Raw genomic sequence first — 24,261 nt, forward strand, 5'->3', positions numbered from 1 at the left:
GCCACACCCGACCGCCGCGAGCCCGATTGCGACAGACCGCCCTCGTCGCGGTGGCGCCGGCCCAGTCCCTGCTCCTCGAGCGGCGCGGCTTCGGACTCGGGGGCCGACGTGGTCGGCGGGTCCGGCACCGTGGCTACACGGGTGACGAATCCATGACGTGCGCGGTGACATGGCCGCGACCAGGTGGTTTTGCCGGGGCGGCCACCTAGGGTGGAGTCGGGGTGGCAGGTCGATCGGGAGTTGTGAGGCGATGCGGATTCTGGTGGCGGACGACGATCCCGTGGTGCGCGAGGTGGTGCGGCGGTATCTGGAGCGGGATGGGCTCGAGGTGGTGGAGACCGCGGACGGGACGGCGACCGCGGCGGCATTGGCACGCGACGACGTCGATCTGGCGGTGCTCGATGTGATGATGCCGGGGCCGGACGGGATCGAGTTGACGCGGGCGGTGCGGGCGGGGGCGCGTCCGGAGCTGCCGATCATTCTGTTGACGGCGCTCGGGGAGGAGGACGACCGGGTGATCGGATTGCAGGCGGGGGCCGATGATTACGTGACCAAGCCGTTCAGTCCCCGGGAGCTGGCATTGCGGGTGGCGTCGGTGCTGCGGCGGACGCGTCCGCAGCCGGTGGCCGAGGAGGTGTTGCGCGGCGACGCGGTGGAGCTGGTTCGGGCGGCGCGGACGGTGACGGCGGGCGGTTCGCCGGTCGAGCTGACCGCACGCGAATTCGATCTGCTGGCTTTCCTGCTCGCGCATCAGCGGCGGGTGTTCAGCCGTCAGGAACTGCTGGCCGAGGTGTGGGGCTGGAATTTCGGGGATCTGTCGACGGTCACCGTGCACGTCAAGCGGTTGCGGGCCAAGCTGGGTTCCGCGCATCGCATCGAGACGGTGTGGGGCCGCGGATACGCTTGGGGCCGAGCCGATCTCGGCGCGGAGGCCAGCGATGCCGACTGACACGCCCGGCCTGATCGGGTACGCGCTGGCGGGCACGCTGCCGGTGGTGGCGATCGGCGCGCTGCTGCTGCGCTACACCCGCGGTCGCGCCATGACCACGAGTATGGCCGTGCTGGTGCTGATTCCGACGCTGGCCACCCTGTGCGGCATCGTCGCGGTGAGCGGTCTGATGTTCGGCGCCGAATTCGAGCGCACGGCCGTGGTGCTGGCGGTGGTCACCGCGGTGACGGTGCCCGCGGCGATCCTGCTGGGCCGCGCGCAGGCCCGCGCCACGGTGTGGGAGCGCGAGATGCTGGAGCAGGAGCGCGCCGCCGAACGGTCGCGGCGCGAGCTGGTGGCCTGGGTCAGCCACGATCTGCGGACGCCGCTGGCGGGGATCCGCGCCATGGGTGAGGCGCTCGAGGACGGGGTGGTGACGCGGCCGGAAGAGGTGCGCCGGTACGCGGATCAGATCGTGCGCGAGACGAATCGGCTCTCGGCCATGGTGGACGACCTGTTCGAGATGTCGAAGATCAACGCCGGGGCGCTGCAACTGCACCTGGAACCCGTGGATCTGCGCGAGGTGATCGACGAGGTGCTGGCGACCAATCGGCCGACCGCAGCCCGCGCCGGAATCACGTTGTCCGCCACCCAGCCTGCTGACAAGGTACTGGTGGCGGGCAGTGAGCGGGCGCTGGGCCGGGTGCTGACCAATCTGGTGGCCAATGCCATCGCGCACACTCCGCCGGGCGGGCGCATCGACATGTCGGCGGGCGCGGCCGACGGGCAGGCGTGGGCGCGGGTCGACGACACCGGGCCGGGCGTTTCCGAGACCGATCTGCCGCGCATCTTCGAGGTCGCCTATCGCGGCAGTTCCGCCCGCTCCCCCGGCGCGGCCGAGTTGGGCAGCAGCAGCGGGATGGGGCTGGCCATCGCGGCCGGGCTGGTAGCCGCGCACCACGGGGACATCACGGCGCGGAACCGTCCGGAGGGGGCGCGATTCGAGATCCGGCTGCCGCTGCTGGAGTCCGCCGGGCGGCGGTGAGCAGGCAGGCGGCGGCCACCGCCCAGACCACGGTCAGCGAGATCAGCAGGCCGACGGTGTAATTCCGGTCCAGCACGGTGTCGTTGCCGGGGACCGCGCCCTCGCGGCCGAGGACCGGGATGGCGAGCAGGATCAGGGCGAGGCTGACGAACGCGCCGACGGTGAAGACGGGCCACCAGCGGGCGGGGAGCACGCAGTGGCCGAGGGTGCCCGCGAGAGCGGCGACCGGGCCGAAGATCAGGTTCTCGGCCAGGATCGCGCCGACGAACCACAGCGCGATCGATCGCAGGTCGGTGGCGCTCATCGTCAGCAGCAGGTCCACCCCGTAGGCGGCACAGCCGACTCCGAACGCGCCCAGCAGGATTCGAATGGCCGTCATGCGATTTCCTCGATGGTCTTCAGCCATTTGGTCTGCAGTACGCCCGGCCGGTTCGGGGCGATGAGACGGCAGGGGTAGCCGTGGTCCAGGGCCAGATCCTCGCCGTTGAGACGCAGCGCGATCAGGGTGGCGGCATCCACGACGTGGGTGTGCGGCAGCACGGAGGAGCCGTAGATGCCGGTGGTCTCCAGCGACACGAAACGCACATCGCCGCCGCCGTATTCGCCGGCCCGGGCCAGCAGGTCGCGCAGGCGTACGCCGGACCAGCGACCCTGGGCGCTCCAGCCCTCGACGCAGGCGATGGGTAGCGCGCTGTCGTATTGCGGCAGGGCTTCGAGCTCGGCGCGGGAGAAGACGCGTTCCCGGCCACCGACCGTGACGGTCAGGACATACCGCGGCGAGCGGGCCGTCTCGGTGACAGCCGCCGCCGCTGCCGTTCTATTGATCGGAATTCCCTGCGGTCCTTCGCCGCTGCGCGGAGCCAGCAGCGACGCCCAGCGCAGGAACGGAATCGACTGACCGACCACCGCCATGCCCGCCGCCACCGCGCCCAGCCCGGCCGCCGCCAACACTGTTCGGCGCGAAATACCTTGGCGCACTTCCTCATCGAGGGTCTCGTCGACAGGTTTCGACAGCGCCTGGCGCACGACAGGAAGCTTGACCGCCAGATGTACGGCGACGGCCCCGAAGGCGACGTAGGCCATGGCGTGATGCGTGGTGGTGAAGAAGAACTTCCACGGGTAGTACTGCGCGGTATTGAACAGGCCCGTCACGATCTGGAACAGCACCGCGCCGATCAGCACCGCCACCGAAAACCGCTCGAGCGCCTCCGGCAGTCCGCGCCGCAGCGACGGTTTGATGAAGAAGCGCGGATACACCGACCACAGCTTCACCAGCAGCAGCGGGATCATCATGACCCCGACCGTGACGTGGGCGCCCTGGGTGAGCCGATACAGCCACACCGGGTGGGCGGGCCACCAGAACCAGTCGGGCGGATGCTGGATCAGGTGGCTGATCAGCCCCGTCCCGAACAGGATGGTGATTCCGGCTCCGAGTGCCAGGCCGGTTCGCGCGGCCACAGCCGTCGAGCGGCCCGGACTCCACCGGCGGGCGAGCCTTTCCGGCAGTAGTAGTTCGGGCCGCTCGATCGGGTCGGGACCGGCGTCCGCGGTTTCGGTGGGCTGGCTCGGCGACACCGCGGGCTCCTTTCGAGAACTGAATATCAGAGTGGGACAGGCATTTTCGTGGTCACCAGCTCGGTGACGGCGCGGGCGAAGCGGCCCCGGGACACCGCCGCCACCGAGACGGCGTCGGCATAGGTGTCGACGTCGGTGAGCGTGGGCAGCGCGTGCACCCGTAATCCGCTGTGCCGCAGGGCCGTCGCGGTGAGTTCGCCGGTCCGGTCGGTCGACATGGGGATGTCGGCGAGCAGGTGCGCGGCGCGCGGCCCGGACAGGCCCAGCGCCCACCAGCCGCCGTCGGTGGCCGGTCCGAGGACGGTGTCACCGGTGGCGACCAGCCGGGCGGCCGAGCGGGCGAGCAGGACCGGGTCGGCCTGCGGGGTATCCATGCCGATCTGCAGCACCGGGACGCCGAACTCGGCGGCATCGACGTGGGCGTGGGCGAGGCGCTCGGCGAAGCTGTCGCCGCGCTGCGGGATCACCGTCACCTCGCGCAGGGCGGCGTTCAGTTCGACCGAGCGCTCGGCCCGGTCCAGGTCACCGGTCCAGGCGACGACGGGGTGGCGGATGCCGCTCTCGCGCACCGCGTCCAGGGTGTCGAGCAGGGCGCAGGCCGCCAGGTAGGCGGCGTCGACCGGCGAGAACTGCGGGGTGAGGCGGGTTTTGGCGAAGCCCGGGATGGGTGATTTGGCCATGACGAGCAGGGCGGCGGGAACGGTGTCGTCGAGCGGGGCGTGGTCTATCTCGGTGGTCATCGCACACTCCAGAAGTCACGGGCGGCCCGCAGGGTGCCGCGCCAGGAACCGGAGACCTTGGACTCGCCGTGAGTCCGCGGCCGATAGGTGATGTCGCGCTCCAGCACCAGCCAGCCCGCACGGGCCGCGCCGGTGAGCAACGCCAGCGGATATCCGGACCGGGCGTGCAGGTGGCCGAGCGCCTGCAATCGGTCGCGGCGGGTGACGCGCATGGCGGCGATGTCGTGCACCGGTAGGCCGTACCGGCGGCGCAGCCGGAAAGCGAAGGCCCAGTTGCCGATTCGCGCGTGCACCGGCAGCGCGCCGGGCACGGCGCGGCGGCGACCCACCACCATGTCGACGTCGGGGCCGAATTCGGCCACCAGCCGGGGTAGTTCGCCGGGGTCGAGGGAGCCGTCGCCGTCGAGGACGGCGACCAGTTCGGTGCGGGCGGCATCGACGCCGGCGTGGACGGCGCTGCCGTATCCGGGCATCGATTCGGTCACCACGGTCGCGCCCGCCGCGCGGGCCACCGCCGCGGTGTCATCGGTGGAGCCGTTGTCCACCACGATCACCCGGTACCCGATGGGAATTGCCGACAGTACGCCGGGCAGGGCTTCCGCCTCGTCCCGGCAGGGGATCACCACCGTGACCCCGGGCTCGGAGTCCAACTCGGTCATGGCCTCGACGGTAAGCCCAATCGGGGCGTTCGACCCACGGGACACGCATGACGAAAGTATGACGGGAGCAGCAAGAATGGCGATCCGGACAGTTCCGGCGGGTTTCGGGGCCTATGGTTTCCGGCATGGCGAACGCTTCCGCGACGAGGGTCGCGCGCTACGTCTCCACTCGCGTCGACGGCTACGGCGCACTCGCGGCCTTCGTTCTCGTCCTGGCCGCCTTCCTGATTCCGCGAATCGAGGGCAAACCCTGGCGGGACACGTTGTACGCCGGGGCCGCACCGCTCTTCGGCGGCTGGCTCCCGCATCTGGGCTGGGGCACTGTCCCGGCGGTAGCCATCGCGGCGGCGGTGGTGCGGTTCGGCCCGGACCTGGCGCGGCGGCTGTCGTTCGGGCGGCTGCTGCTGGTCACCTGGGCGACGGCGGCGGCGTGGGCGTTCGCGCTGGCCATGGTCGACGGCTGGCAGCGGGGCTTCGCGGGGCGGCTCACCACCCGCGACGAATACCTGCACGAGGTCGGCGGGGTGCGCGACATCGGGGCCATGGTGCGCGGATTCTCCGGCCGCATCCTGGATTTCCAGCCCGACTCGTGGACCACGCACGTGTCCGGGCATCCGCCGGGGGCGCTGCTGGTGTTCGTGCTGCTGGACCGGATCGGGCTGGGCGGCGGGGCGTGGGCGGGCCTGGTGTGCCTGGTGGTGGGGACGAGCACGGCGGCCGCGGTGCCGTTCACCTTGCGGGCCTTGGGCGCCGAGTATCGGGCGCGCGCGGCGACGCCGTTTCTGGCCCTGATGCCCGCGGCGATCTGGATCGCGGTCTCCGCCGACGGCTTGTTCGCGGGCGTGGCGGCATGGGCGGTGGCGCTGCTGGCGCTCGCCACCCGGCTCGAGCGGGGCTGGATCGCGGCCGCGCTGGGGTCGGGCGCGCTGTTCGGGTTCACCGTCTTCCTGAGTTACGGCCTTGTGCTGATGGCGATTCCGGCCGCGGCGGTACTGCTGGCGCGGTCGCCGCGGCCCACGCTGCCGGCGCTCGCGGGAGCGCTAGCTGTGGTGGCGGCCTTCGCGGCCGCCGGGTTCTGGTGGTTCACCGGCTATCACCTGGTGGTGCAGCGGTACTACCAGGGCATCGCGCACGAGCGACCGTACGGGTACTGGGTGTGGGGCAATCTGGCCGCGACGGTGTGCGCGGTGGGTCTGGCCACCGCCGCGGCCGGCTCCCGGGTCCTGGTCGAGCTGGAGATCCAGGCGGTACGCCCGCTACGGGAATGGTTGTCGCGCTGGCGTACTCAGGTCGATCCCGCCGCGCTGATGGCGGGAGCCGGGCTCACCGCGATCCTGATCGCCGACATCAGCGGGTTGAGCAAGGCCGAGACCGAACGGATCTGGCTGCCGTTCGACGTGTGGGCGCTGGCGGCGACCGCACTGCTCCCCCGCCACAGTGCACGGTTCTGGCTCGTGGTGCAGGCGGCGGGGGCGCTGATCGTCAATCATCTGATCCTGACGAACTGGTGACCGCAACACGCGGATTCACCGCCAGGTGGGCGCTCCCTCCCCGCAGGCGGCACGCAACGGCGCGGACGAGAATTCGGCCAGGCCCGCGGTCGGGGTGACGGCGGCGGTGAAACCCAGTGCGCGCCGGGCCCGTTCGGGTCCGGCCACGATGTGGCGGACGTCGCCGGAGCGGTATTCGCCGGTCACCACCGGCTGTTTGCCCCCGCACGCGGCGGCCAGGGTGGCCGCCACGTCGCCGATCGTGATGGGAATGCCCGAGGCGATATTGAGCGGGGCGAACGCCGCCAGCGGCTGTTCGAGGGCGGCCACATTGGCGGCGGCGATATCGCGGACGTGCACGAAATCGCGGGCCTGGGTGCCGTCCTCGAAGACGCGCGGGGCCTCGCCCGCCTCGAGCGCCGACCGGAAGATGGCGGCGACACCGGAATACGGCGTGTCCCTGGGCATGTCGGGGCCGTAGACATTGTGGTAGCGCAGCGCGGTGACGGTGCCGCCGGTGGCCGCGGCCCAGGCGGTCGCGTAATGCTCCTGCGCGACCTTGGAGGCGGCGTAGAGGCTGCGCGGCCGCAGCGGGGCGTCCTCGTCGATCGGCGCCCAGGACAGTGGGCGGCCGTCGGGGCCGCGGTGGTCGAAGCGCCCGGCGTCGAGGTCGGCGCGGGTGCGCGGGGCCGGGTCGACCGGGTCGCCCGCGGAGTCGACGTAGCGACCCTCGCCGTAGACCACCATGGACGAGGCCAGCACCAGATGGCGGCAGCGGGCCCGGTCCATGGCGGCGAGCAGGACCGCGGTGCCGAGGTCGTTGTGGCTGGCGAAGGCGGGCGCGTCCTGCGCGCTCACCCCCGCGCCGACCACGGCCGCCTGGTGGCAGACCGCGTCGACGCCGGTCAGCAGCTCGGCCAGGGCATCCGGGTCACGGACGTCGGCCGGGACGATGCCGGGCGGCGGGACGGCGTCGCGGCCGTGGGCGGCGGCGAGCATGAGGTCGACCGCGACGACCTCATGTCCGGCGGCGAGCGCCGCGCGGTGGATGTGCGAGCCGATGAACCCGGCTGCGCCGGTCAGGAGTACACGCATGCGGCGATTCTGGCCGCAGTGCCGCCGGAATGCGCCCGGACCGGCCGAGGTCGCCGGGTTCGTCACGATTTGGTCAGATCGCGGCGGGCCGGCCCGCGGGGGTCTTGCCTCGCGTCGCCGACCGGCGCACAATTCATCACGTAGTGAATTCAACACTCGATGAATTGAGGGTGACCGTGACGGCACCAGCGACAACCACCGACGCCATCGCCATCGAGCACCTGGAAGTGCGCCGCGGCGGGCATCAGGTGCTGCAGAACATCTCCCTGACCGTCCCGAAGGGCAGCATCACCGGGCTCCTGGGCCCGTCGGGGTGCGGCAAGACGACACTCATGCGCAGCATCGTCGGCACGCAGATCATCGAATCCGGCACCGTGCGGGTGCTCGGCGACGACGCCGGATCACGCGCGCTGCGGCGGCGGGTCGGGTACGTGACCCAGGCGCCCAGCATCTACGACGACCTCACCGTCGCCGACAATGTGGCGTACTTCGGCGCGCTGTACGGCGCCTCGCGGGCCGAGGTCGCGACCGCCCTGGCCGCGGTCGGCTTGAGCAGTCACTCCGGCCATCGCGGCAGCGAGCTGTCGGGCGGGCAGCGCACCCGGGTGTCCCTGGCGTGCGCGCTGGTGGCCGATCCGGAGCTGCTGGTGCTCGACGAGCCGACCGTCGGCCTGGATCCGGTGCTGCGCGCGGATCTGTGGGAGCAGTTCGACGCGCTCGCCAAGCAGGGCCGGACCCTGCTGGTGTCCAGTCACGTCATGGACGAGGCCGAGCACTGCGACCGGCTGCTGCTCATGCGTGAGGGCCGGCTGCTGGCCCAGCTCACCCCCGCCGAATTGCGTTCCGACACCGGCGAATCCAGTCTGGAGAACGCCTTCCTCAAGCTGATCCGGATGGGAGAAGAGCTGTGACCGCGACCCTTTCGCGCCCCGCGGGCCCGCGCCCGCTGGGCTGCTACACCGCCACCACGGTGCGCATTCTGCGACAGTTGCGCGCCGATCACCGCACGGTCGCCATGATCGTGCTGGTGCCCGCGCTGCTCATGACGCTGCTGTACTTCGTGTACAAGAACTATCCGATGATGCCCGGCGCGCCCCGGCTGTTCGACCGGATCGGCATCACCATGCTCGGCATCCTGCCGTTCGTGGTCATGTTCCTGATCACCGCCATCGCCATGCAGCGCGAACGGGTCTCGGGCACCCTCGAACGGCTGATGACCACCCCGCTGTCCAAGCTGGATCTGCTGGCCGGGTACGGCACCGCGTTCTCCATCGCGGCGGCCGCGCAGGCCGGGGTGGCGTGCCTGGTGGCGTTCTGGCTGCTGGGTCTGAACGCGGCGGGCAGTCCCGCCCTGGTGGTGCTGATCGCGGTCATCGACGCGGTGCTCGGCGTCGCTCTGGGCCTGCTGGCGAGCGCGTTCGCCCGCACCGAGTTCCAGGCCGTGCAGTTCATGCCGGTGATCGTGCTGCCGCAGTTCTTCCTGTGCGGGCTGCTGGTGCCGCGCGGTCAGCTGCCGAGCTGGCTGGAGGCGATCAGCAATGTGCTGCCGCTCAGCTACGCCGTCGACGCGCTCGAGCAGGTGTCGACGCATACCGGGGCGACGGGCCAGATGTGGCGCGACATTCTGATCGTGGCCGTGTTCGCCGCGGTGGCACTGGTTCTGGCGGCCGCGACCCTACGTCGGCGGACCGCGTGACGGGTAGCTCCGGCACGCGCAGCGGCCGCCGTCCCGGCAACTCCGGCACCCGGGAGGCGATTCTCGACGCCGCCCGGGTGCGGTTCGCCGAGGTCGGCTTCGACAAGGCCTCCATCCGGTCGATCGCGACCGCCGCCGCCGTGGATCCGGCGCTGGTGCACCACTACTTCGGCACCAAGCACCAATTGTTCGCGGCGGCACTGCAATTGCCGATCGACCCGCAGGAGATCCTGGCCGGATTCGCCCTGGTCCCCGTGGAGCAGCTGGGCGAGCACATGATCCGCACGGTGGTCGGCATCTGGGACTCCCCCATCGGCATGCCCGCCGTCGCCGCCTTCCGCAGCATGCTCGCCAGCGACGATCCCACGCTGGCGCGCACCTTCCTGCTGGAGGTGGTGCTGAAAGAGATTCGCCCGCGCGTGGATTCGCCGCCCGGTACCGGCGCGCAACGCGCGGTCCTGGCGGCCTCGCAGCTGGCGGGGCTGCTGGTGACCCGCAAGATCCTGCGGCTGGAACCGATCGCCTCGATGCCGATCGAGCAGCTGGCCGGCGCCATCGGTCCCACGCTGCAGCGCTACTTCACCGGGGACCTCGACGGGCTCACCGCGGGCTGAGCGAACTCGGCCCGCGGCCGGGATCAGTCCTGGCCCAGGAACAAGGTGTGCTCGTCGTCGGAGACATCGCGGGCCTCGTCCACGAGCAGGACCGGGATGCCGTTGTCGACCGGGTAGGCGCGGCGCAGGCGCGGGTTGTAGAGCACGGTGTCACCGGTGGCGGTGTGGACCAGCTGCAGGGGGCCCTTGTCCTGCGGGCAGGCCAGCAGGGTCAGCAGGGTGGGGTCCAGGATTTCCTCCGACATGTCCGACAACCTACCGGTCGGGCGTCGCGGCGACGGAATCGGCGGGGCGGCGGAAGCTGATGTGGCGGTGGCCGAAGAAGCTGGCCACCGCGACCAGGCCCATGACCACGACCGCGGCCGGTTCGGCCGGGGCGTGCAGCAGCGAGACGGCCGCCTGCAGCAGCACCATGTTCAGCACCATGCCGACCGCGTTCACGCCGACGAAGGCCACGAAGTCGCGCAGCACGTGGCCGCGCACCCGGAACACCAGGGTGCGGTGCAGGGCGAAGGCGATCACCATGCCGACCGCGTAGGCCAGCGCCACCGACAGGGCCGCGGCCACATCCTTGGACACCGCGTCGCCGAGGACGGTCAGCCAGACGATGGTGAGCACCATGCCCATCAGCGTGTTGAACCCGCCGACCAGCGCGAAGGCCACCTCCTGGCGGCGAACCAGGCGCAGCAGCGGACCGGCCGGCGCGTTCTCGCCGTGCCCGGGCGCGCTCGCATCGGCGCCGGGCGAGTGGCCGCCGGTTACCGCCGTGTCGTCGGTCGGCCGGCGCCGCGCGTCGGTCACTTCGGCGAACCCACCAGTTCGCGATCCTGCTCGTCGTCGAGCTGTTCGGCGGCGGGCGCCTCCACGCCACGGCGGCGGGAACGGACGTAGAGCCACTGCAGCAGGCCCAGGCCGACGAGTCCGGCTCCGGCGCTGGCGATTCCGATCTTCCAGCCCGGCGGCCGCCAGCTCAGTTCCAGTTCGGCGTTCTCGGTGCCGGCCGGAATGTCCACGGCGACGAAGACTTTCGACACGGTGTGGAACGGGATGGTCTTGCCGTCGAGGGTGACCCGGTAGCCGGGCCAGCCCAGGCGGGCGAAGGTGACGCGACCGCCGGTCTCCGAGGACACGCGCACCCGGCTGGTGGTGTCGGTGTCCTCGATCGAGGTGGCGGTGACATCGTGGGCGTCGCCGACGCGGCCGTTGACCGTGGAGATCGGGCCGTTGTCGCGTTCGAGCACCCAGATGTACTTCTCGTGGCCGGGGACGTCCACGAAATGCCAGCCCTCGGGGGCGGGCTGGTCACCGGCGTCGGGGAGCATGGCCTTCTGCAGCACCACCCGGTCGATGAGCATGAGGTCGGCCAGGATTCGGCCGGTGGTCGGCTCGGGGCTGAACAGGCGGTGGTAAGCCTCGGGGCAGACGCTGGAATCCCACTTCATGCACAGCATCTCGCCGAAGTAGAAGTGCCCGTTGGGGGTGTAGCCGTTGACGTAGTCCTGTTCCAGGTCCTTGGCGTAGTTGCCCCACACCAGCGACCCGTACGCCCCCTCGAGGCTCTTGTCGGCGGGCTGCAGCCTGCCGCGATCGGAGAGCTGAATGGTGGTGCCGCCGGAGAACTTCGGGAACGCGGCCATGGCCTCGGTGCGATTCGCGGGCAGGTTCCACGACATCGGGGTGGGCTGCACCCACCACACCTGGAACCACGCGATCGGCACCATGGCCGCGATCACCAGCGCGGTGGCCCCGGACGCGCCGCGGGCGCGGCCCAGCCACACCACGCCGAATCCGAGCGCGATCACCACGGCGGCCGAGCCCAGATGCCACAGCACCCGGTGCGGGTCGGCGGAGAAGGTGCGCACCCACAGCGCCAGCACCAGCACCAGCGCCGCGATGATCCGGTTGCTGCGGTCCTTCAGCGTGGCGAAGCGGCCCAGCAGCACGCACACCAGCACCAGCAGCCCGAGCGCCAGCATGGGCAGCACGCGGGCGGGCCAGCGCAGCGGGCCGACGGTGCCGGGCCCGGCCGTCCACATCAGCGCCATCAAGGCGAACAGGGCGATGGCGACGAACTGCTTCCAGTGCTTCTGCGCCGCCTTCCAGTCCACGAAGGCCAGCGCCGGGATCAGGAACCAGGCGATGTAGGTCATGGGCAGCGGCTGCACATAACCCCACCACGAATTGAACGCGGGCATGGTGGTGGGCAGGCTCGCGTTCAGCGACTCCGACCACGGCACGGTCAGGAACTGGTCGTTATTGATCTGCGAATTGCCGCGCCAGCTCACCTGCGCCGACAGCATCGACGGCAGGAAGGTCAGCAGGCCCGCCGCGCCCGCGCAGCCCGCGGCGGCGGCCAGGCGCAGCAGCGGCCCGAACGCGGCGCGCCACTGCGGCCAGGTGCGCGGTCCCCGGCACACCAGGAAGCCGACGGCCACCGCGAGGAGCATGAGCACGGCCTCGACCGCGGGGAACACGTACTGCACCGAGATGGCCAGGTACAGGTAGACGAAGACCGGGATCGGACCGCCCTCGCCGCGCAGGTAGCGCTCCGAGGAGGCCCAGGCGTGGATCATCCACGCGGTGCCCGCCATGGCGGTGAACCAGCTGGCCTCGTCGAAGAACAGGAAGAAGCCGGTGAACGGCATGGCCACGCCGGCGACCGCGGCCCACTGCGGGCGCGCGCCGTACGCCAGGCAGACGCGGTACACGCCGAGCCCGGTGATAATCGCGTAGATCGCCTTCACGATGGTGGCGTAGAGGGCCAGGTTCGGCACCGAGGGCGCGATCAGGTCGATCAGCAGCTGCGGCGGGTTGAACAGTCCCGCTTCCTCATTGGTGTAGTTGCCGGTCATCCACTGCTGGGGCTGCAGCAGCGGGAAGTGGCCGTCGCGGAAGGCGCGGCCGAAGAACACCCACAGTCCGGTGTACTGGGATTCGGTGTCGTCGGTGAAGAAGTGGCGGGGGTTGGCCAGCACCACGGCCAGGTAACCGAGGATCACGCCGAGGACGGTCACCCCGCCCCAGCGATACACCTCACGCCGGGTCGCGCGGCGCGCCGCGTCGCCGTCGTCCGGCCCGGATTCGGCGGCCCCGACCGCCTGGGAAACTGAGCTGTCCACCACGAGTTCCAGACCCTACAGGGCGGTGCTGTCGATGGCACTTACGCCGGTGCCCCGACAGCGCCTCGAGCGGGCGGGCGTCCATGCCGCTTACGCCGATCCGTCGCGTCCGGCAGGGATGGGGAATGATGGGCGGATGTCGACACTTCGCGCCGAATGCCGCGCCGAGCAGCGTGTTAGAGTTCACGACGGCTCGGGCTCCGGTTTCCGGTGTGGAGTTCCGGCGCACTCCGTCATCGAAAGTACATTCAGCTGATGCCGATTCCGTCCGCCCGCACCTACGCGAGCGACCCCAGCGTGACCTCCGGCGAGCGCCCGGCGCGGGTGCACGCGGTCTCCGTCGTGGTGCCCGTGTACCGCGGTGAGGACACCATCGCCTCGCTGGTCAGTGAACTGGACAAGCTCGGCGAGCCGGTGACCACGCCGCGCGGCGCGAGCTTCCGGGTCGAGGAGATCGTGCTGGTGCACGATCACGGCCCCGACCGCTCCGATGTGGTGCTGCGCGAGCTCGCCGATACCTACCCGCAGGTGCGGGTGGTGTGGCTGAGCCGTAACTACGGTCAGGACGCCGCCACCATCGCGGGCATGGCCGCCGCCCAGGGCGACTGGACGGTCACCATGGACGAGGACGGTCAGCACGATCCGGCGTTCATCGCCGACTTCCTCGACGCCGCCCTCACCGAGCGCGCCGATCTGGTCTACTCCAAGCCGGTCAACACCCGCCCGCACGGCTTCCTGCGCAACATCACCTCGCGCGGGGCGAAGCTGGTGCTGGCGACCCTGTTCGCCTTCCCCGACTCGACCCGCTTCGAGAGCTACCGGCTGATCCGCGGCGACATCGCGCGGCAGCTGGCCCGGGTGGCCTCCAACGGCGTGTACCTGGACGTGGCGCTCACCTGGGTGGTGGGCGAGGTGGCGCAGGTGCCGGTGCAGCTGCGCGCCGAGGGCCGCGACGAGTCCGGATACAACTACCGCCGCCTGTTCTCGCTGTTCTGGAAGATGGTGCTGTGCAGCGGCACTCGCGGCCTGCGCCTGGTCAGCATGCTGGGCGTGACGCTCGCGCTGGGCGGGCTCGGCATGGCGGGCTGGGTGGTCTACCACGCGCTCACCAACAGCGGCCGGGACCCGGAAGGCTGGGCGTCGCTGATGACGGTGCTGCTGCTGTGCTCGGGCGCGGTGCTGTTCTCGCTGGGCCTGATCGCCGAATACCTCGGGGTGGCACTGCATGTGCTGGTCGGTAAGCCCCTGTATCTGACAGTGGATTCGCCGACACCGCGCCCGGAGCAGGGCGTGGGCGCCGGAATCCGCCACACCGCAACTCGTTTCGACGGTATCGAGGGGGATCCCCGCGCGTGAGCAGTGACCGCATCATCTTCAGCCGCCCGTTCCGCGCCGCGCGCGAGCTGCCGAATGTGGAAGCCGTGCTGACGTCGGATCACAGCCACGGCGACGGTCCGTTCACCGCCGCGGCGACCGCGAAGCTGCGCGACATCACCGGCGCGCCGCACGCGCTGCTGACCACCTCGTGCACGCACGCGCTCGAAATGGCCGGGCTGCTGCTGGAACTCGGGCCCGAGGACGAGGTGATCGTCCCGAGCTTCGCATTCACCTCGACCGCCACCTCGATGGCGTTGCGCGGCTCCACCGTGGTGTTCGCCGACATCGATCTCGCGACCGGCAGCCTGGACCCGGAGTCGGTGGCGGCGGCGGTCACCCCGCGCACCAAGGCCGTGGTGGTCATCCACTACGGCGGTGTGGCCGCGGATATGGAAGGGCTGCAACGGCTGGCGGACGCGCACGGTTTCGCCATCATCGAGGACAACGCGCACGGTCTGGGCGGCTCCTACCGCGGCCGTCCGCTGGGCAGCATCGGCACGGTGGGCGCGCTGTCGTTCCACGACACCAAGAACGTGCACTGCGGTGAGGGCGGCGCGGTGCTGCTCACCGACGAGATCCTCATGGCGCGTGCGGAGATCATTCGCGAGAAGGGCACCGACCGGGCTCGGTTCCTGCGCGGCGCGGTGGACAAGTACTCGTGGCAGGACATCGGATCCTCGTATCTGCCCAGCGAATTGAACGCGGCGGTGCTGGACGCGCAGCTGGCGGAGTTCGACGCTATCCAGCGCAACCGGCACCGGGTGTGGGACCACTACGCGGCGACGCTGCCGGAGTGGGCCGCCCGCAACGACATTCGGTTGATGTCGGTGCCGTCGGACCGGGAGCACACGGCGCACCTGTACTACCTGCGGGTCCCGACCGAGGAGCGCCGGGACGCGCTCATCGCGCATCTGTCGGGTCTGGGCATCGTGGCCCCGTTCCACTACGTGCCCCTGGACTCCTCCCCCGCCGGTTTGAAGCTGGGCCGCACACCGAACCCGTGTGTGCGCAGCGCCGAGTTCTCCGCCACCCTGGTCCGGCTGCCGCTGTGGCCGGGCTTGACCGAGGCTCAGCTGACCCGGGTCGTCGAGGGCGTCACGAGCTTCGCCGTCTAGCCCTCGGGGCGAGCGGAACACATATCTGGTACCGCAAGTCACGGTCCTAACCTGGGCATATGACCAACTGTGAGCTGAAAATTTACTGAGAGAATTTCTCTCGAAATCACTCACCGGGGGTGTGGAGCAGATACCTTTCACATCCAGTCGGCGCGTCTGGCCGACCGGATTGAGAGGTAGACACACATGGGCAAGATGCGAGCTGGTTACGGTGTGGGCGCTTTCGGCGCCATGGCCGCCGTCGCGGTGCTGGCGGCACCCAACGCCAACGCGCTCATCAACAATGTGATCGTCGCGAGCCAGAACCCGGTGGTCGGGTGCTCGTACCTGGTCACTGCGAACACCACGATCGGCGGCAGCCTGTTCACCGTCACCTTCCTCGACAACGGCGTCGAGTTCGGCAAGTCCAGCGTCGTCCTGGCCGCGAACCAGGCCACCATCAACTGGACCCCGAAGACCGCGGGCAAGCACACGATCACCGCCAAGCAGGAGCTGATCAGCAGCCAGTCGACCGACGTCAACGTCTCCGAGCAGAGCATCGTGTCGAAGCTGCTCGGCACCGGCAGCGCCTCCTGCACCTCGCAGAGCAGCCTGAGCGCGCAGTAACCCGCCCCATCGGCTGAACGCCCCCGGAGGCTCCGCCCTCCGGGGGCGTTCACCGTTTCGGGGTCACCCCCGCAGGCGGGTGCGCACCTCGGCGGCCAGGCCGGCGGCGGAGTCGCGCGGGGCCTCGATCATGGGGTGATCGGAGTGGTGGTGGCACGACGGTAGGCGAGAACAGTGGGTCGGCGGGCGACCGGATCGCCGAACACTGCGACACCGCCCTAGTCGAGCGGGCGCTGACTCCGCTCACCCGTGAGGATCGTCGAATCTCGTTACGGTGCGCGGACTTTCAGGACGACGTCCAGCACGGTGACCACGAAGGGCCGGACACACGGAAAAGCGCCCCGGTACAGGAGCCGGGGCGCTTTCCGGACATCGGTCAGGCGAACAGGCGCGCCGCCAGTTCCGGAGTGAGCACCTCGTAGGCGTCGGCGGTGCGGTTGTACCACCAGGTCCGGTCGTCGGGCTCGGCCCGGCCCGCGGCCTGCACCGCGCGGGTGGAGGGGCGGAAGGTGGAGCTGCGGGGGATGTCGTCGACGACGTAGACGATGTCGGGGCGCTGTTCGGGAGCCAGGGCCCGGACCGCCTCGGTGACGTCCTTGGGGGCCAGGGTGAAGCCCTTGCGGACGCTCACCGCTGCCACGGCCAGCACCCGGTCGCGTGCCGGGATGGCGAAGGCCACCTCCATGTCGACCGCGGTGATGTCGTTGAGGACGTCCACGATCGGCTGGGTGTAGACCGGACCGCGCGGGGTGGGGATCACCGTGTCGCGGCGGTCCATCAGCCAGTAGTCGCCGTCGCTGTCGCGGCGGAAGAGGTTCTCGGTCGGCATCCAGGCGTCGCCAGGGGTGAACACCCCGCGCAGGCCGCCCGCGGACAGGTCGACGGCGTCGGTCACCGTGCCGATCAGCAGGCCCACCTCGTTGTCGGCGCAGCGCCGGGCGAAACCGCTGTCCTCGGTCAGGATCTCGTCGGTCAGCGGGTCGTAGGCGATGAGCTCCACCTTCGCGGTGCCCGGCACCGGCCGGCCCTTGGAACCGATCTTCGCCCCGGCCACGTTGGCCAGCACCACGTCGCCCTCGATGGAGGCGTAGAACTCGACCACCTTGGCGGGGGTGAAGCGCTCCTCGGTGCGCCGCCACAGGCCCGCGGGCATGCCCGAGCCGATGAACAGGCGGATCGGGTGCGGGTGCCCGGCGACGAAGGTGTCGGTGTCGAGGATGTCGCGCAGCATGGTCCAGGTGTAGGTGACCACGGTGACCCCGTAGTGGTGCACCTCCTCCGCGAACCGGGCGGGCTCGAGCGAACGGGCCAGCGCGATGCGGCTGCCGCCGGCGACCGCGCCGCCCAGACTCACCAGCAATCCGGACGAATGGTGCAGCGGCGCAAGGCAGTACACGGTGTCGTGCCGGCCCAGGTCGGCGGCCGAGGCGGTGCCGAAGGCCGACAGCGCCCAGCGGTGGTTGGTCACGTACTTGACGTCGAACTTGTCGCCGGTGCCGGTGACCAGGATGAAGGCCAGCTCCCGGGCCAGGCCCGGATTCGGGCGGTACCAGGCGGGCAGCTCCACCGTGTCGGGGTCGATCTGTTCCATGTCGACCACGTCGGCGCCGAGCGGGACGTCCAGGTCGCGGGTGTCGCCGCCGCCCAGCACCAGCACCCGGTGCCCGGTGGCCGCGGCGCTGGCCAGGTTCTCCGGGTCGGCGATGAGCAGCTTGGTTCCGGTCAGCTCGGCGATCTTGGACAGTTCACTGCCCGGCGCGAGCAGCACCGCCACCGCGCCCAGGCGCGAGAGGGCGGCAATGGCGGCCAGGGCGCTGGGCCGGGTCTCCATGACCACGCCGACCCGGGTCGCGGGGCGCACGCCGACCGAGATCAGTCCGCGCACCACATTGTCGATGCGCTGGTTGACCGCCTCCTGGGTGTGCACGCGGTCGTCGAACAGGAACAGGTCCCGGCCGGGCGCGCGGCGGGCCTGCTCGGCGAGCAGGCGGCCCAGCGAGATCCGGGTGTGCGGCTGGATCATGCCCAGCCGGGTCAGCCGGGGCAGCGCGCGGGCGGCCTCGCTGGTGAGCTCGATGGTGCCGCGCAGGGTCTGCCCGGCCACGCCCTCGATGGTCTTGCCGACGCTGGTCCCGGCCTCGGCCAGGGTGCCCAGGGCGTGCACCACCCGGGTCAGCCCGGTGCGCGGGCCGCCGCGGACCACCTCGGTGCTCATCCGCTCGACCTGCTCGGGCAGGTCGCCGCGCCCGCTGACGTGGTTGACCCAGTCGCGGACCACGGGCCAGGTCTGTTTGGTGGCGGTGGATCCCGACACCAGTCCGAAATGCCCTGCCACAATGCTGGTCTCGTACACCTCGGCGTTCGGGGCGGCGCGCACGATGCCGCGCACGGCGGCGGGCTGGCCGATGTCGTCGACCTCGCCGACGAAGGCCAGGATCGGGCACTTGATCTCGGCCAGCGAGATGAGCTGGTCGCGGATCACGAAGCCGCCCAGCATCATTCGATTGTGCTTGACGAACTGCTGCAGCAGGTCGGTGAGCGCCGGGCCCGGGTAGCCGAGCCAGCCGTCGACTTCGAGGAAGCGGCGTTGACGCTCCTTGGGCAGCAGCGCCTCGCGGTTGTGCAGCTGGCGCAGGAAGTCCAGCCGGGAACGCACCGTCTTGACCGGGTCCAGGGCCTGGAAGCCCAGGCGCACCATGGAATCGGTGATGGGCAGCCGGTTCAGCACGTGGTCGGTGAGGAAGTCCGCGGCGTCGGCGGCCAGGCCGTGCGGCAGGCCGAACGGCATTCCGGCCACGGCGTCGACCGGGCTGCCGAAGGTCACGATGGACTCGATGCCCTTGCCGTAGCGGTAGGCCGCGGTCTGATACGCGAACATGCCGCCCTGCGAGTAGCCCATGAGATGGACGGCGCGCCCGGTGATCTCCGTGACGGTGTCGATCGCGCTCGAGACCGCCAGCACGTGGTCGGCGAGGTCGCGGTCCCAGCCGCCCTCCTCGGTGGCGGGCGAGCCGAAATCGACCACCCAGCAATCGATTCCGCCCTGGTGCAGAATGCCGACCGCCCCATCGGCGGCATTCACGTCCCAGATCTCGGCGGTCACCATGATGGGCGGCACCAGCACCACCACGGGGCGCTCGGCCCCGGCGTCATCGGGGAAGTAGTGCCGCAGGCGGTACATCCGCTTCCGCTCCACCACTTCGTACGGTGACGATTCGATCTCGTGAACCAGCCCCCCGAACCGGATCACCTCCAGCCCGTTCTGCGCGGTCGCGACCAGTCGCTCGATCGGACCCACGACGGACCTCGTATTGAATTTCACGGCTTCTCTCCCAGACATTTCCTGGCCTTGACCAGCGTCACCCGCCCCGACGCGTCCCGATGAGCTTGCCATACCCCCAGCCTACTGCGCTGGCGCTGTGACCAGCACCATGCGAGCTATTCGTGGCTAACCAAACCGGGCGTTCGGGGTTTACGGGATACAGCAACATTCCAGGCATCATGTTTTGCCTTTTCGGTCCGCCGCACCGGACAGAGCTCTACCATCGGTATCGCTGGAACGCAGTGTCGCGCTTGTCAATTCACTCACTTGTCTAATTTCCGCAGGCCCCGTCCGGGCCTGCTGCTCTGCCGTGGACTCCACCGCCCTCTTACCGCGGTGGCCCTTCTAGGTGAGGACCGCAGCATGACCATCGAATTGCCCATCGAGCTCACTAACGGCCAACGCAAGTCCCTCAGCACCGCCGCGGCCAGCCAGCTGGCCCACACCACCAAATCCGAACCGCAGATGCAGGGCATCAGCTCCCGCTGGCTGACCCGCTCCCTGCCGTGGACCCAGGTGAAGGGTGGCGTCTACCGGGTCAACCGCCGCCTCACCCACACCGTCGGCAACGGCGAGGTGGAGTACATCATCAACGGCCCGCACGCCCGGGTCATCCCGCTCGAGCTGCAGGAGCTGCCACAGCTGCGCGGATTCGACGACGAGGAGGTGCTGGCCGCCGTGGCCGGGCGCTTCGAGCAGCGGGATCTGCCCGCCGGCACCGTGGTCGCCGAATTCGGCAACCCCATGGACCAGGTGCTGCTCATCGTGCACGGCAAGCTGTCCAAGATCGGCGCCGGCGAATACGGCGAGACCACCAAGCTCGGCATGCTCGGCGGCGGCGACTTCTTCGGCGACGAGACCCTCACCAGCGGCGACGGCATCTGGCCGGTCACCATCAAGACGGTCACCCCGACCACCATGCTGGTGCTGGCCCGCTCCACCGTGGAGCAGCTCACCGAGAACATTCCGGCACTGGCGGAACATCTTTCCGCCGTGGCCACCGCGCCCGCGCTGCCGCAGAACAAGTACGGCGAGGCCGAGATCCTCATCTCCTCCGGCCATTCCGGCGAGCCGATGCTCGAGGGCACCTACGTCGACTACGACGACCAGCCCCGCCAGTACGAGCTGAGCCTGGGCCAGTCGGTGCTGCGCGTGCACACCCGCGTCGCCGACCTGTTCAATGATCCGATGGATCAGATCGAACAGCAGTTGCGCCTGACCATCGAGGCCCTCTACGAGCGCCGCGAATACGACCTGGTCAACAATCCGGACTTCGGTCTGCTCAACAACTGTGACCTCAAGCAGCGCATCTACACCGAATCCGGTGCGCCCACCCCGGACGACATGGACGACCTGCTGTCCATGCGCCGCAGCACCAAGCTGTTCCTGGCCCACCCCAAGGCGATTGCCGCGTTCGGCCGCGAATGTTCCAAGCGCGGACTGTATCCGGACCCGGTGGAGGTCGACGGCCATCGCGTGCCGGCCTGGCGCGGGGTGCCGATCTTCCCGTGCGGCAAGATCCCGGTCTCCGACACCCAGACCACGTCCATCCTCGCCATGCGGACCGGTGAGAAGGATCAGGGCGTGATCGGCTTGCACCAGACCGGAATTCCGGACGAGTACGAGCCCAGCCTGAACGTGCGATTCAAGGGCATCGACGATCAGTCGATCATCTCCTACCTGGTCAGCTGCTACTACTCGGCCGCCGTCCTGGTCCCCGACGCGCTCGGCATTCTCGACAACGTGCTGGTCGCCCGTCAGTCCGACTGAGCGAGGTGTCCACCCATGTCGGTGCTCTCCCGCGCCGCGGCCCCGCCCGCCACCCATGAGGTGGCGGTGGCCGTCGCCGCTCTGCTGACCAATCTCGACACCACCGCACCCGAGACCCTGGTCGCCGCCGCCGAAGCCGCGGCGGCCCAGGGTGATCGATCCCTCGGCCGCGCCGATCCCGGCCTCGGCGCGCCCGAGGAGCTCTCCCCCCGACGGCTGCTCGGCCCCTCGGGCCTCGGGGCCCCGAGTCTCCGCGTGAACCTACCCACCCCCCGGGTGATCACGGAGCTCGCGGGACAGGCATCGCGTCCGCCGTCGCCTGCCGGCGGCGCGGTGCCGACGCCGCGTCCGCCGATCTCCCCGGCCCGGTCGCGGGGTCCCATCCCCCGGCCCCTGGGTTCCGGGCGGATTCCCGCGCCCCCGGCCACTCCGCCCGCCGCACCGGTCATCCCGGTCTCCGGTGCGGTTCCGAGTTCTGTTGACCCCCGCCAGTTCTCGCACGGACCGACCGGCATCGGGACGGCCTCCACCCATCGGGGCCGACCGCGCGGGTCGATGATTCCCACGCTCTACTGTCCGCCGCCGGTGCGGGACAACCCCGCGCTCGCGGAGGCGGTGAACGTCGGAATCATCGCGTGGGCCGAGGAGATCGGACTCTACGAGGGCCGGCTCGACGATCTACGCAAGGCCGACTTCGGCCGGTTGATCATGCTCGCGCATCCGGACTGCGACGATGCGGACCGACTGCTGGCGGTCGCCAAATGCGCGGTCTCGGAGTGGTCGGTCGACGACTACTACTGCGAGGAGGACGCCGGCGACATCGCGCCGGACGGCACCAAGTCCAGCGCGGAGGCCGAGCTGGGTCCCCGGCTCGAATTGGCCGCCGCCGCCATGGATCCGGTGCACCTGCCACCCCGCTACCAGGTCAAGGTGGAGGAGGCGATGCGCGCCGATCCCATCCTGCGCGCTTTCCGCACCTCCTTCGAGCACCTGTCGCGGTTCGCCACCCCGGCCCAGGTGGCCCGGTTGCGCACCGAGATCGCGGGCTGGTTCATCGCGCTCGGCGCCGAGGCGGGCTGGCGGGCGGCCGGGCGGACGCCGCCGGTGTGGGAATACCTGCTGAACCGGCAACCGCACAGCTTCCTGCCCTGTATGGCCCCGCTGGACGCGGTCGGCGGGTACGAGTTACCGGCCGCGGAGTACGCCGATCCGCGGGTGCGGCGGGTGGTCACCACCGCCGCACTGGCCAGCCAGATGGTCAACGATCTCTACTCGATGGCTCGCGAGGATCTCTCGGGCGGACGGGAATTCAACCTCCCGACCGTACTGGCCGCCGAGGAGAACTGTTCCCGCCGCGAGGCCGTGCAGCGCACCGCCGAGGTCCACGACGAACTGGTGCACCGCTTCGAGGCCGAGGCGGGCGCGCTCGCCGCCACCGGGTCCCCCGAACTGCGCCGCTTCCTGACCGGGTTGTGGTCCTGGATGGGCGGCAACCGCGCCTGGCACGCGGACAGTCGCCGCTACAACGATAATCCCTGAGCCGCTTCGCATTCCACGCGATCCGGTGTTCCCGTCCCGCACTCCGGTGTGTCCGTTCGCGCAGTACTTCCAGTGTCATATCACCCATTCGAGAGGATGACCTGCCATGACCGCGCTCCACCCCCAGGCCGACGCCGTGCTGAAGACCGAGTATCAGAAATCGGTCGCGTCGTACTGGAACAACAACCCCAACGACGACCGGGTCAACACCAAACTCGGCGAGGTGGACGGGCTCTATCACCACCACTACGGCATCGGCGAACCCGATCTGTCGGTCCTCGAGGGTCCGGAGGAGACCCGTCAGGAACGCCTGGTCACGGAGCTGCACCGGCTCGAGACGGCCCAGGCCGACTTACTGCTCGACCAGCTCGGCGACGTCCGCCCCGGCGACGCGCTGATGGACGGCGGATCCGGCCGCGGCGGCACCAGCTTCATGGCCAACCAGCGTTTCGGCTGCCGGATGGACGGCGTCACCATCTCCGAGTACCAGGTGGGCTTCGCCAACGACCAGGCCCGCGAGCGCGGCGTCTCGGACAAGGTCCGGTTCCACTTCAAGAACATGCTCGACACCGGGTTCGAGTCCGGCTCCAAGCGCGGCATCTGGACCAACGAGACCACCATGTACGTGGACCTGTTCGAGTTGTTCGCCGAGTTCTCCCGGCTGCTCGAGCCGGGCGGGCGCTACGTCTGCATCACCGGCTGCTCCAATGACGTGTTCGGCGCCCGGTCCTCCTCGGTGAGCTGGATCGACGCCCACTACGGCTGCAACATCCACCCGCGCAGCCAGTACTTCAAGGCGCTGGCGGCCAACAACCTGGTCCCGGTCGCGGTCAGGGACCTCACCCCGGACACCATCCCGTACTGGGAGCTGCGCACCCACTCCGAGCTCGCGACCGGAGTCGAGAAACCCTTCCTGACCTCGTACAAGGAGGGCAGCTTCCAGTACCTGATGATCGTCGCCGATAAGGTGGGCAGGTGACCGGCACCCTTGACGCATCCGGCACCACCCCGGTGGCGGCATCCGACGCCACCCCGGTGGCCGACCGTGAGACCCTGCTCGTCGAACTCGTCGACGAGCAGGGCGACGCGCGCGGATCACTGTCGGTGGCGGCGGCGCACACCGCGCCCGGACAGCTGCACCGAGCGTTCTCGGTGCTGCTGTTCGACGCCGGTGGGCGGGTGCTGTTGCAGCAGCGGGCCGCGGTGAAGACCCGCTTCCCGCTGCTGTGGACCAATACCTGCTGCGGGCATCCCGAACCCGGGCAGCCGGTGCTGGAGGCGGCGGCCAAGCGGCTGCACGAGGAGCTCGGCGTCACCGCGGAACTGTCCGAGGTGGGCGCGTTCACCTACCAGGCCACCGACCCGAACACCGGCCGCGTCGAGTTCGAGTACGACCACGTGGTGATCGGGCGGCTGGACGAGGCCGTCCCGCACCCGAATCCGGACGAGGTGGCCGATACCGCGTGGATCCGGCCGGACACCCTGGCCGAGGATGTGGCGAACGAGCCCGCCCGCTACACCCCCTGGCTGAGCGGAGTACTGAAGGTCATCGCCGCACGCGGCTGAAGGCC

At 70.2% G+C, this 24,261-nt stretch carries 22 protein-coding genes; 13 read left to right on the forward strand and 9 right to left on the reverse strand.

The window, feature by feature from the left end; translation table 11 throughout:
• The first annotated feature begins 250 nt into the window (after positions 1–250).
• Complete coding sequence (locus tag ACFYTS_RS35260; RefSeq protein WP_387309575.1) at positions 251–949, forward strand: response regulator transcription factor; 699 nt, start codon at positions 251–253, stop codon at positions 947–949.
• On the forward strand, positions 939–1,973 hold the full coding sequence (locus ACFYTS_RS35265) for a sensor histidine kinase (protein ID WP_387309576.1): 1,035 nt from the start codon (positions 939–941) through the stop codon (positions 1,971–1,973). The genes ACFYTS_RS35260 and ACFYTS_RS35265 overlap by 11 nt, the downstream gene beginning before the upstream one ends.
• Here ACFYTS_RS35265 and ACFYTS_RS35270 read toward each other — a convergent pair.
• Genes ACFYTS_RS35270 through ACFYTS_RS35285 form a run of 4 tightly spaced genes read right to left on the reverse strand, consistent with a single transcriptional unit; the run spans position 1,897 to position 4,947 of the window.
• Positions 1,897–2,352, reverse strand: a complete 456-nt coding sequence (locus ACFYTS_RS35270) for a hypothetical protein (protein ID WP_387309577.1) — start codon at positions 2,350–2,352, stop codon at positions 1,897–1,899. The genes ACFYTS_RS35265 and ACFYTS_RS35270 overlap by 77 nt on opposite strands.
• Complete coding sequence (locus tag ACFYTS_RS35275; RefSeq protein ID WP_387309578.1) at positions 2,349–3,548, reverse strand: molybdopterin-dependent oxidoreductase; 1,200 nt, start codon at positions 3,546–3,548, stop codon at positions 2,349–2,351. The genes ACFYTS_RS35270 and ACFYTS_RS35275 overlap by 4 nt, the downstream gene beginning before the upstream one ends.
• 26 nt (positions 3,549–3,574) lie before the next feature.
• On the reverse strand, positions 3,575–4,288 hold the full coding sequence (locus tag ACFYTS_RS35280) for a DUF2064 domain-containing protein (protein WP_357288551.1): 714 nt from the start codon (positions 4,286–4,288) through the stop codon (positions 3,575–3,577).
• Positions 4,285–4,947: a glycosyltransferase family 2 protein gene (locus ACFYTS_RS35285; protein WP_357288548.1), complete on the reverse strand. Its 663-nt coding sequence runs from the start codon at positions 4,945–4,947 to the stop codon at positions 4,285–4,287. Before ACFYTS_RS35285 ends, ACFYTS_RS35280 begins: the two co-directional genes overlap by 4 nt.
• A 125-nt stretch (positions 4,948–5,072) precedes the next feature.
• Between ACFYTS_RS35285 and ACFYTS_RS35290 the strand changes: the two genes are divergently transcribed.
• Complete coding sequence (locus ACFYTS_RS35290; protein WP_387309579.1) at positions 5,073–6,458, forward strand: hypothetical protein; 1,386 nt, start codon at positions 5,073–5,075, stop codon at positions 6,456–6,458.
• Between the two features lie 15 nt (positions 6,459–6,473).
• On the opposite strand, the gene ACFYTS_RS35295 is transcribed toward ACFYTS_RS35290, so the two are convergent.
• A complete protein-coding gene (locus tag ACFYTS_RS35295) occupies positions 6,474–7,532 on the reverse strand; it encodes an NAD-dependent epimerase/dehydratase family protein (RefSeq protein WP_387309580.1) in 1,059 nt (352 codons plus the stop codon).
• 176 nt (positions 7,533–7,708) lie between these two features.
• On the opposite strand from ACFYTS_RS35295, the gene ACFYTS_RS35300 reads away from it, so the two are divergent.
• From ACFYTS_RS35300 to ACFYTS_RS35310, 3 genes are read left to right on the forward strand one after another with little or no spacing between them, the layout of a single operon-like run.
• Positions 7,709–8,443, forward strand: a complete 735-nt coding sequence (locus ACFYTS_RS35300; RefSeq protein WP_357288539.1) for an ABC transporter ATP-binding protein — start codon at positions 7,709–7,711, stop codon at positions 8,441–8,443.
• A complete protein-coding gene (locus tag ACFYTS_RS35305; RefSeq protein WP_387309581.1) occupies positions 8,440–9,228 on the forward strand; it encodes an ABC transporter permease in 789 nt (262 codons plus the stop codon). The genes ACFYTS_RS35300 and ACFYTS_RS35305 overlap by 4 nt, the downstream gene beginning before the upstream one ends.
• Positions 9,225–9,842, forward strand: coding sequence for a TetR family transcriptional regulator (locus ACFYTS_RS35310; protein ID WP_357288534.1), 618 nt, complete (start codon positions 9,225–9,227; stop codon positions 9,840–9,842). The genes ACFYTS_RS35305 and ACFYTS_RS35310 overlap by 4 nt, the downstream gene beginning before the upstream one ends.
• Positions 9,843–9,865: 23 nt before the next feature.
• Here ACFYTS_RS35310 and ACFYTS_RS35315 read toward each other — a convergent pair whose 3' ends face one another.
• From ACFYTS_RS35315 to ACFYTS_RS35325, 3 genes are read right to left on the reverse strand one after another with little or no spacing between them, the layout of a single operon-like run.
• Entirely contained in the window at positions 9,866–10,087 is a 222-nt protein-coding gene (locus tag ACFYTS_RS35315; RefSeq protein ID WP_357097016.1) for a Trm112 family protein, read from the reverse strand.
• A gap of 10 nt (positions 10,088–10,097) precedes the next feature.
• Positions 10,098–10,643 (reverse strand): GtrA family protein, encoded by a 546-nt coding sequence (locus ACFYTS_RS35320; RefSeq protein WP_387309582.1) that lies wholly within the window; start codon positions 10,641–10,643, stop codon positions 10,098–10,100.
• Positions 10,640–12,874, reverse strand: a complete 2,235-nt coding sequence (locus tag ACFYTS_RS35325) for a hypothetical protein (protein WP_387309605.1) — start codon at positions 12,872–12,874, stop codon at positions 10,640–10,642. Before ACFYTS_RS35325 ends, ACFYTS_RS35320 begins: the two co-directional genes overlap by 4 nt.
• Before the next feature lie 411 nt (positions 12,875–13,285).
• Between ACFYTS_RS35325 and ACFYTS_RS35330 the strand changes: the two genes are divergently transcribed.
• The 3 genes from ACFYTS_RS35330 to ACFYTS_RS35340 all read left to right on the forward strand — a co-directional run bounded on the left by ACFYTS_RS35330 (position 13,286) and on the right by ACFYTS_RS35340 (position 16,059).
• On the forward strand, positions 13,286–14,317 hold the full coding sequence (locus tag ACFYTS_RS35330; RefSeq protein WP_357288595.1) for a glycosyltransferase: 1,032 nt from the start codon (positions 13,286–13,288) through the stop codon (positions 14,315–14,317).
• Complete coding sequence (gene rffA / locus ACFYTS_RS35335; protein ID WP_387309583.1) at positions 14,314–15,453, forward strand: dTDP-4-amino-4,6-dideoxygalactose transaminase; 1,140 nt, start codon at positions 14,314–14,316, stop codon at positions 15,451–15,453. The genes ACFYTS_RS35330 and rffA overlap by 4 nt, the downstream gene beginning before the upstream one ends.
• A gap of 186 nt (positions 15,454–15,639) precedes the next feature.
• A complete protein-coding gene (locus ACFYTS_RS35340) occupies positions 15,640–16,059 on the forward strand; it encodes an Ig-like domain-containing protein (protein ID WP_357288525.1) in 420 nt (139 codons plus the stop codon).
• A gap of 376 nt (positions 16,060–16,435) precedes the next feature.
• On the opposite strand, the gene ACFYTS_RS35345 is transcribed toward ACFYTS_RS35340, so the two are convergent.
• Positions 16,436–19,399 carry an AMP-binding protein gene (locus tag ACFYTS_RS35345; protein WP_357288522.1) on the reverse strand — a complete coding sequence of 988 codons (2,964 nt, stop codon included), beginning with the start codon at positions 19,397–19,399 and terminating at the stop codon, positions 16,436–16,438.
• A 345-nt stretch (positions 19,400–19,744) separates the two neighbouring features.
• Between ACFYTS_RS35345 and ACFYTS_RS35350 the strand changes: the two genes are divergently transcribed.
• The 4 genes from ACFYTS_RS35350 to idi all read left to right on the forward strand — a co-directional run bounded on the left by ACFYTS_RS35350 (position 19,745) and on the right by idi (position 24,256).
• Positions 19,745–21,151: a family 2B encapsulin nanocompartment shell protein gene (locus ACFYTS_RS35350; RefSeq protein ID WP_357288519.1), complete on the forward strand. Its 1,407-nt coding sequence runs from the start codon at positions 19,745–19,747 to the stop codon at positions 21,149–21,151.
• Between the two features lie 15 nt (positions 21,152–21,166).
• Positions 21,167–22,690 carry a family 2 encapsulin nanocompartment cargo protein terpene cyclase gene (locus tag ACFYTS_RS35355; RefSeq protein ID WP_387309584.1) on the forward strand — a complete coding sequence of 508 codons (1,524 nt, stop codon included), beginning with the start codon at positions 21,167–21,169 and terminating at the stop codon, positions 22,688–22,690.
• Between the two features lie 106 nt (positions 22,691–22,796).
• Positions 22,797–23,669, forward strand: a complete 873-nt coding sequence (locus tag ACFYTS_RS35360; protein ID WP_387309585.1) for a geranyl diphosphate 2-C-methyltransferase — start codon at positions 22,797–22,799, stop codon at positions 23,667–23,669.
• On the forward strand, positions 23,666–24,256 hold the full coding sequence (idi, locus tag ACFYTS_RS35365; RefSeq protein WP_387309586.1) for an isopentenyl-diphosphate Delta-isomerase: 591 nt from the start codon (positions 23,666–23,668) through the stop codon (positions 24,254–24,256). The genes ACFYTS_RS35360 and idi overlap by 4 nt, the downstream gene beginning before the upstream one ends.
• The last annotated feature ends 5 nt before the right edge of the window (positions 24,257–24,261 follow it).

The organism is Nocardia sp. NPDC004151 (assembly GCF_042874235.1).
Classification (GTDB): domain Bacteria; phylum Actinomycetota; class Actinomycetes; order Mycobacteriales; family Mycobacteriaceae; genus Nocardia.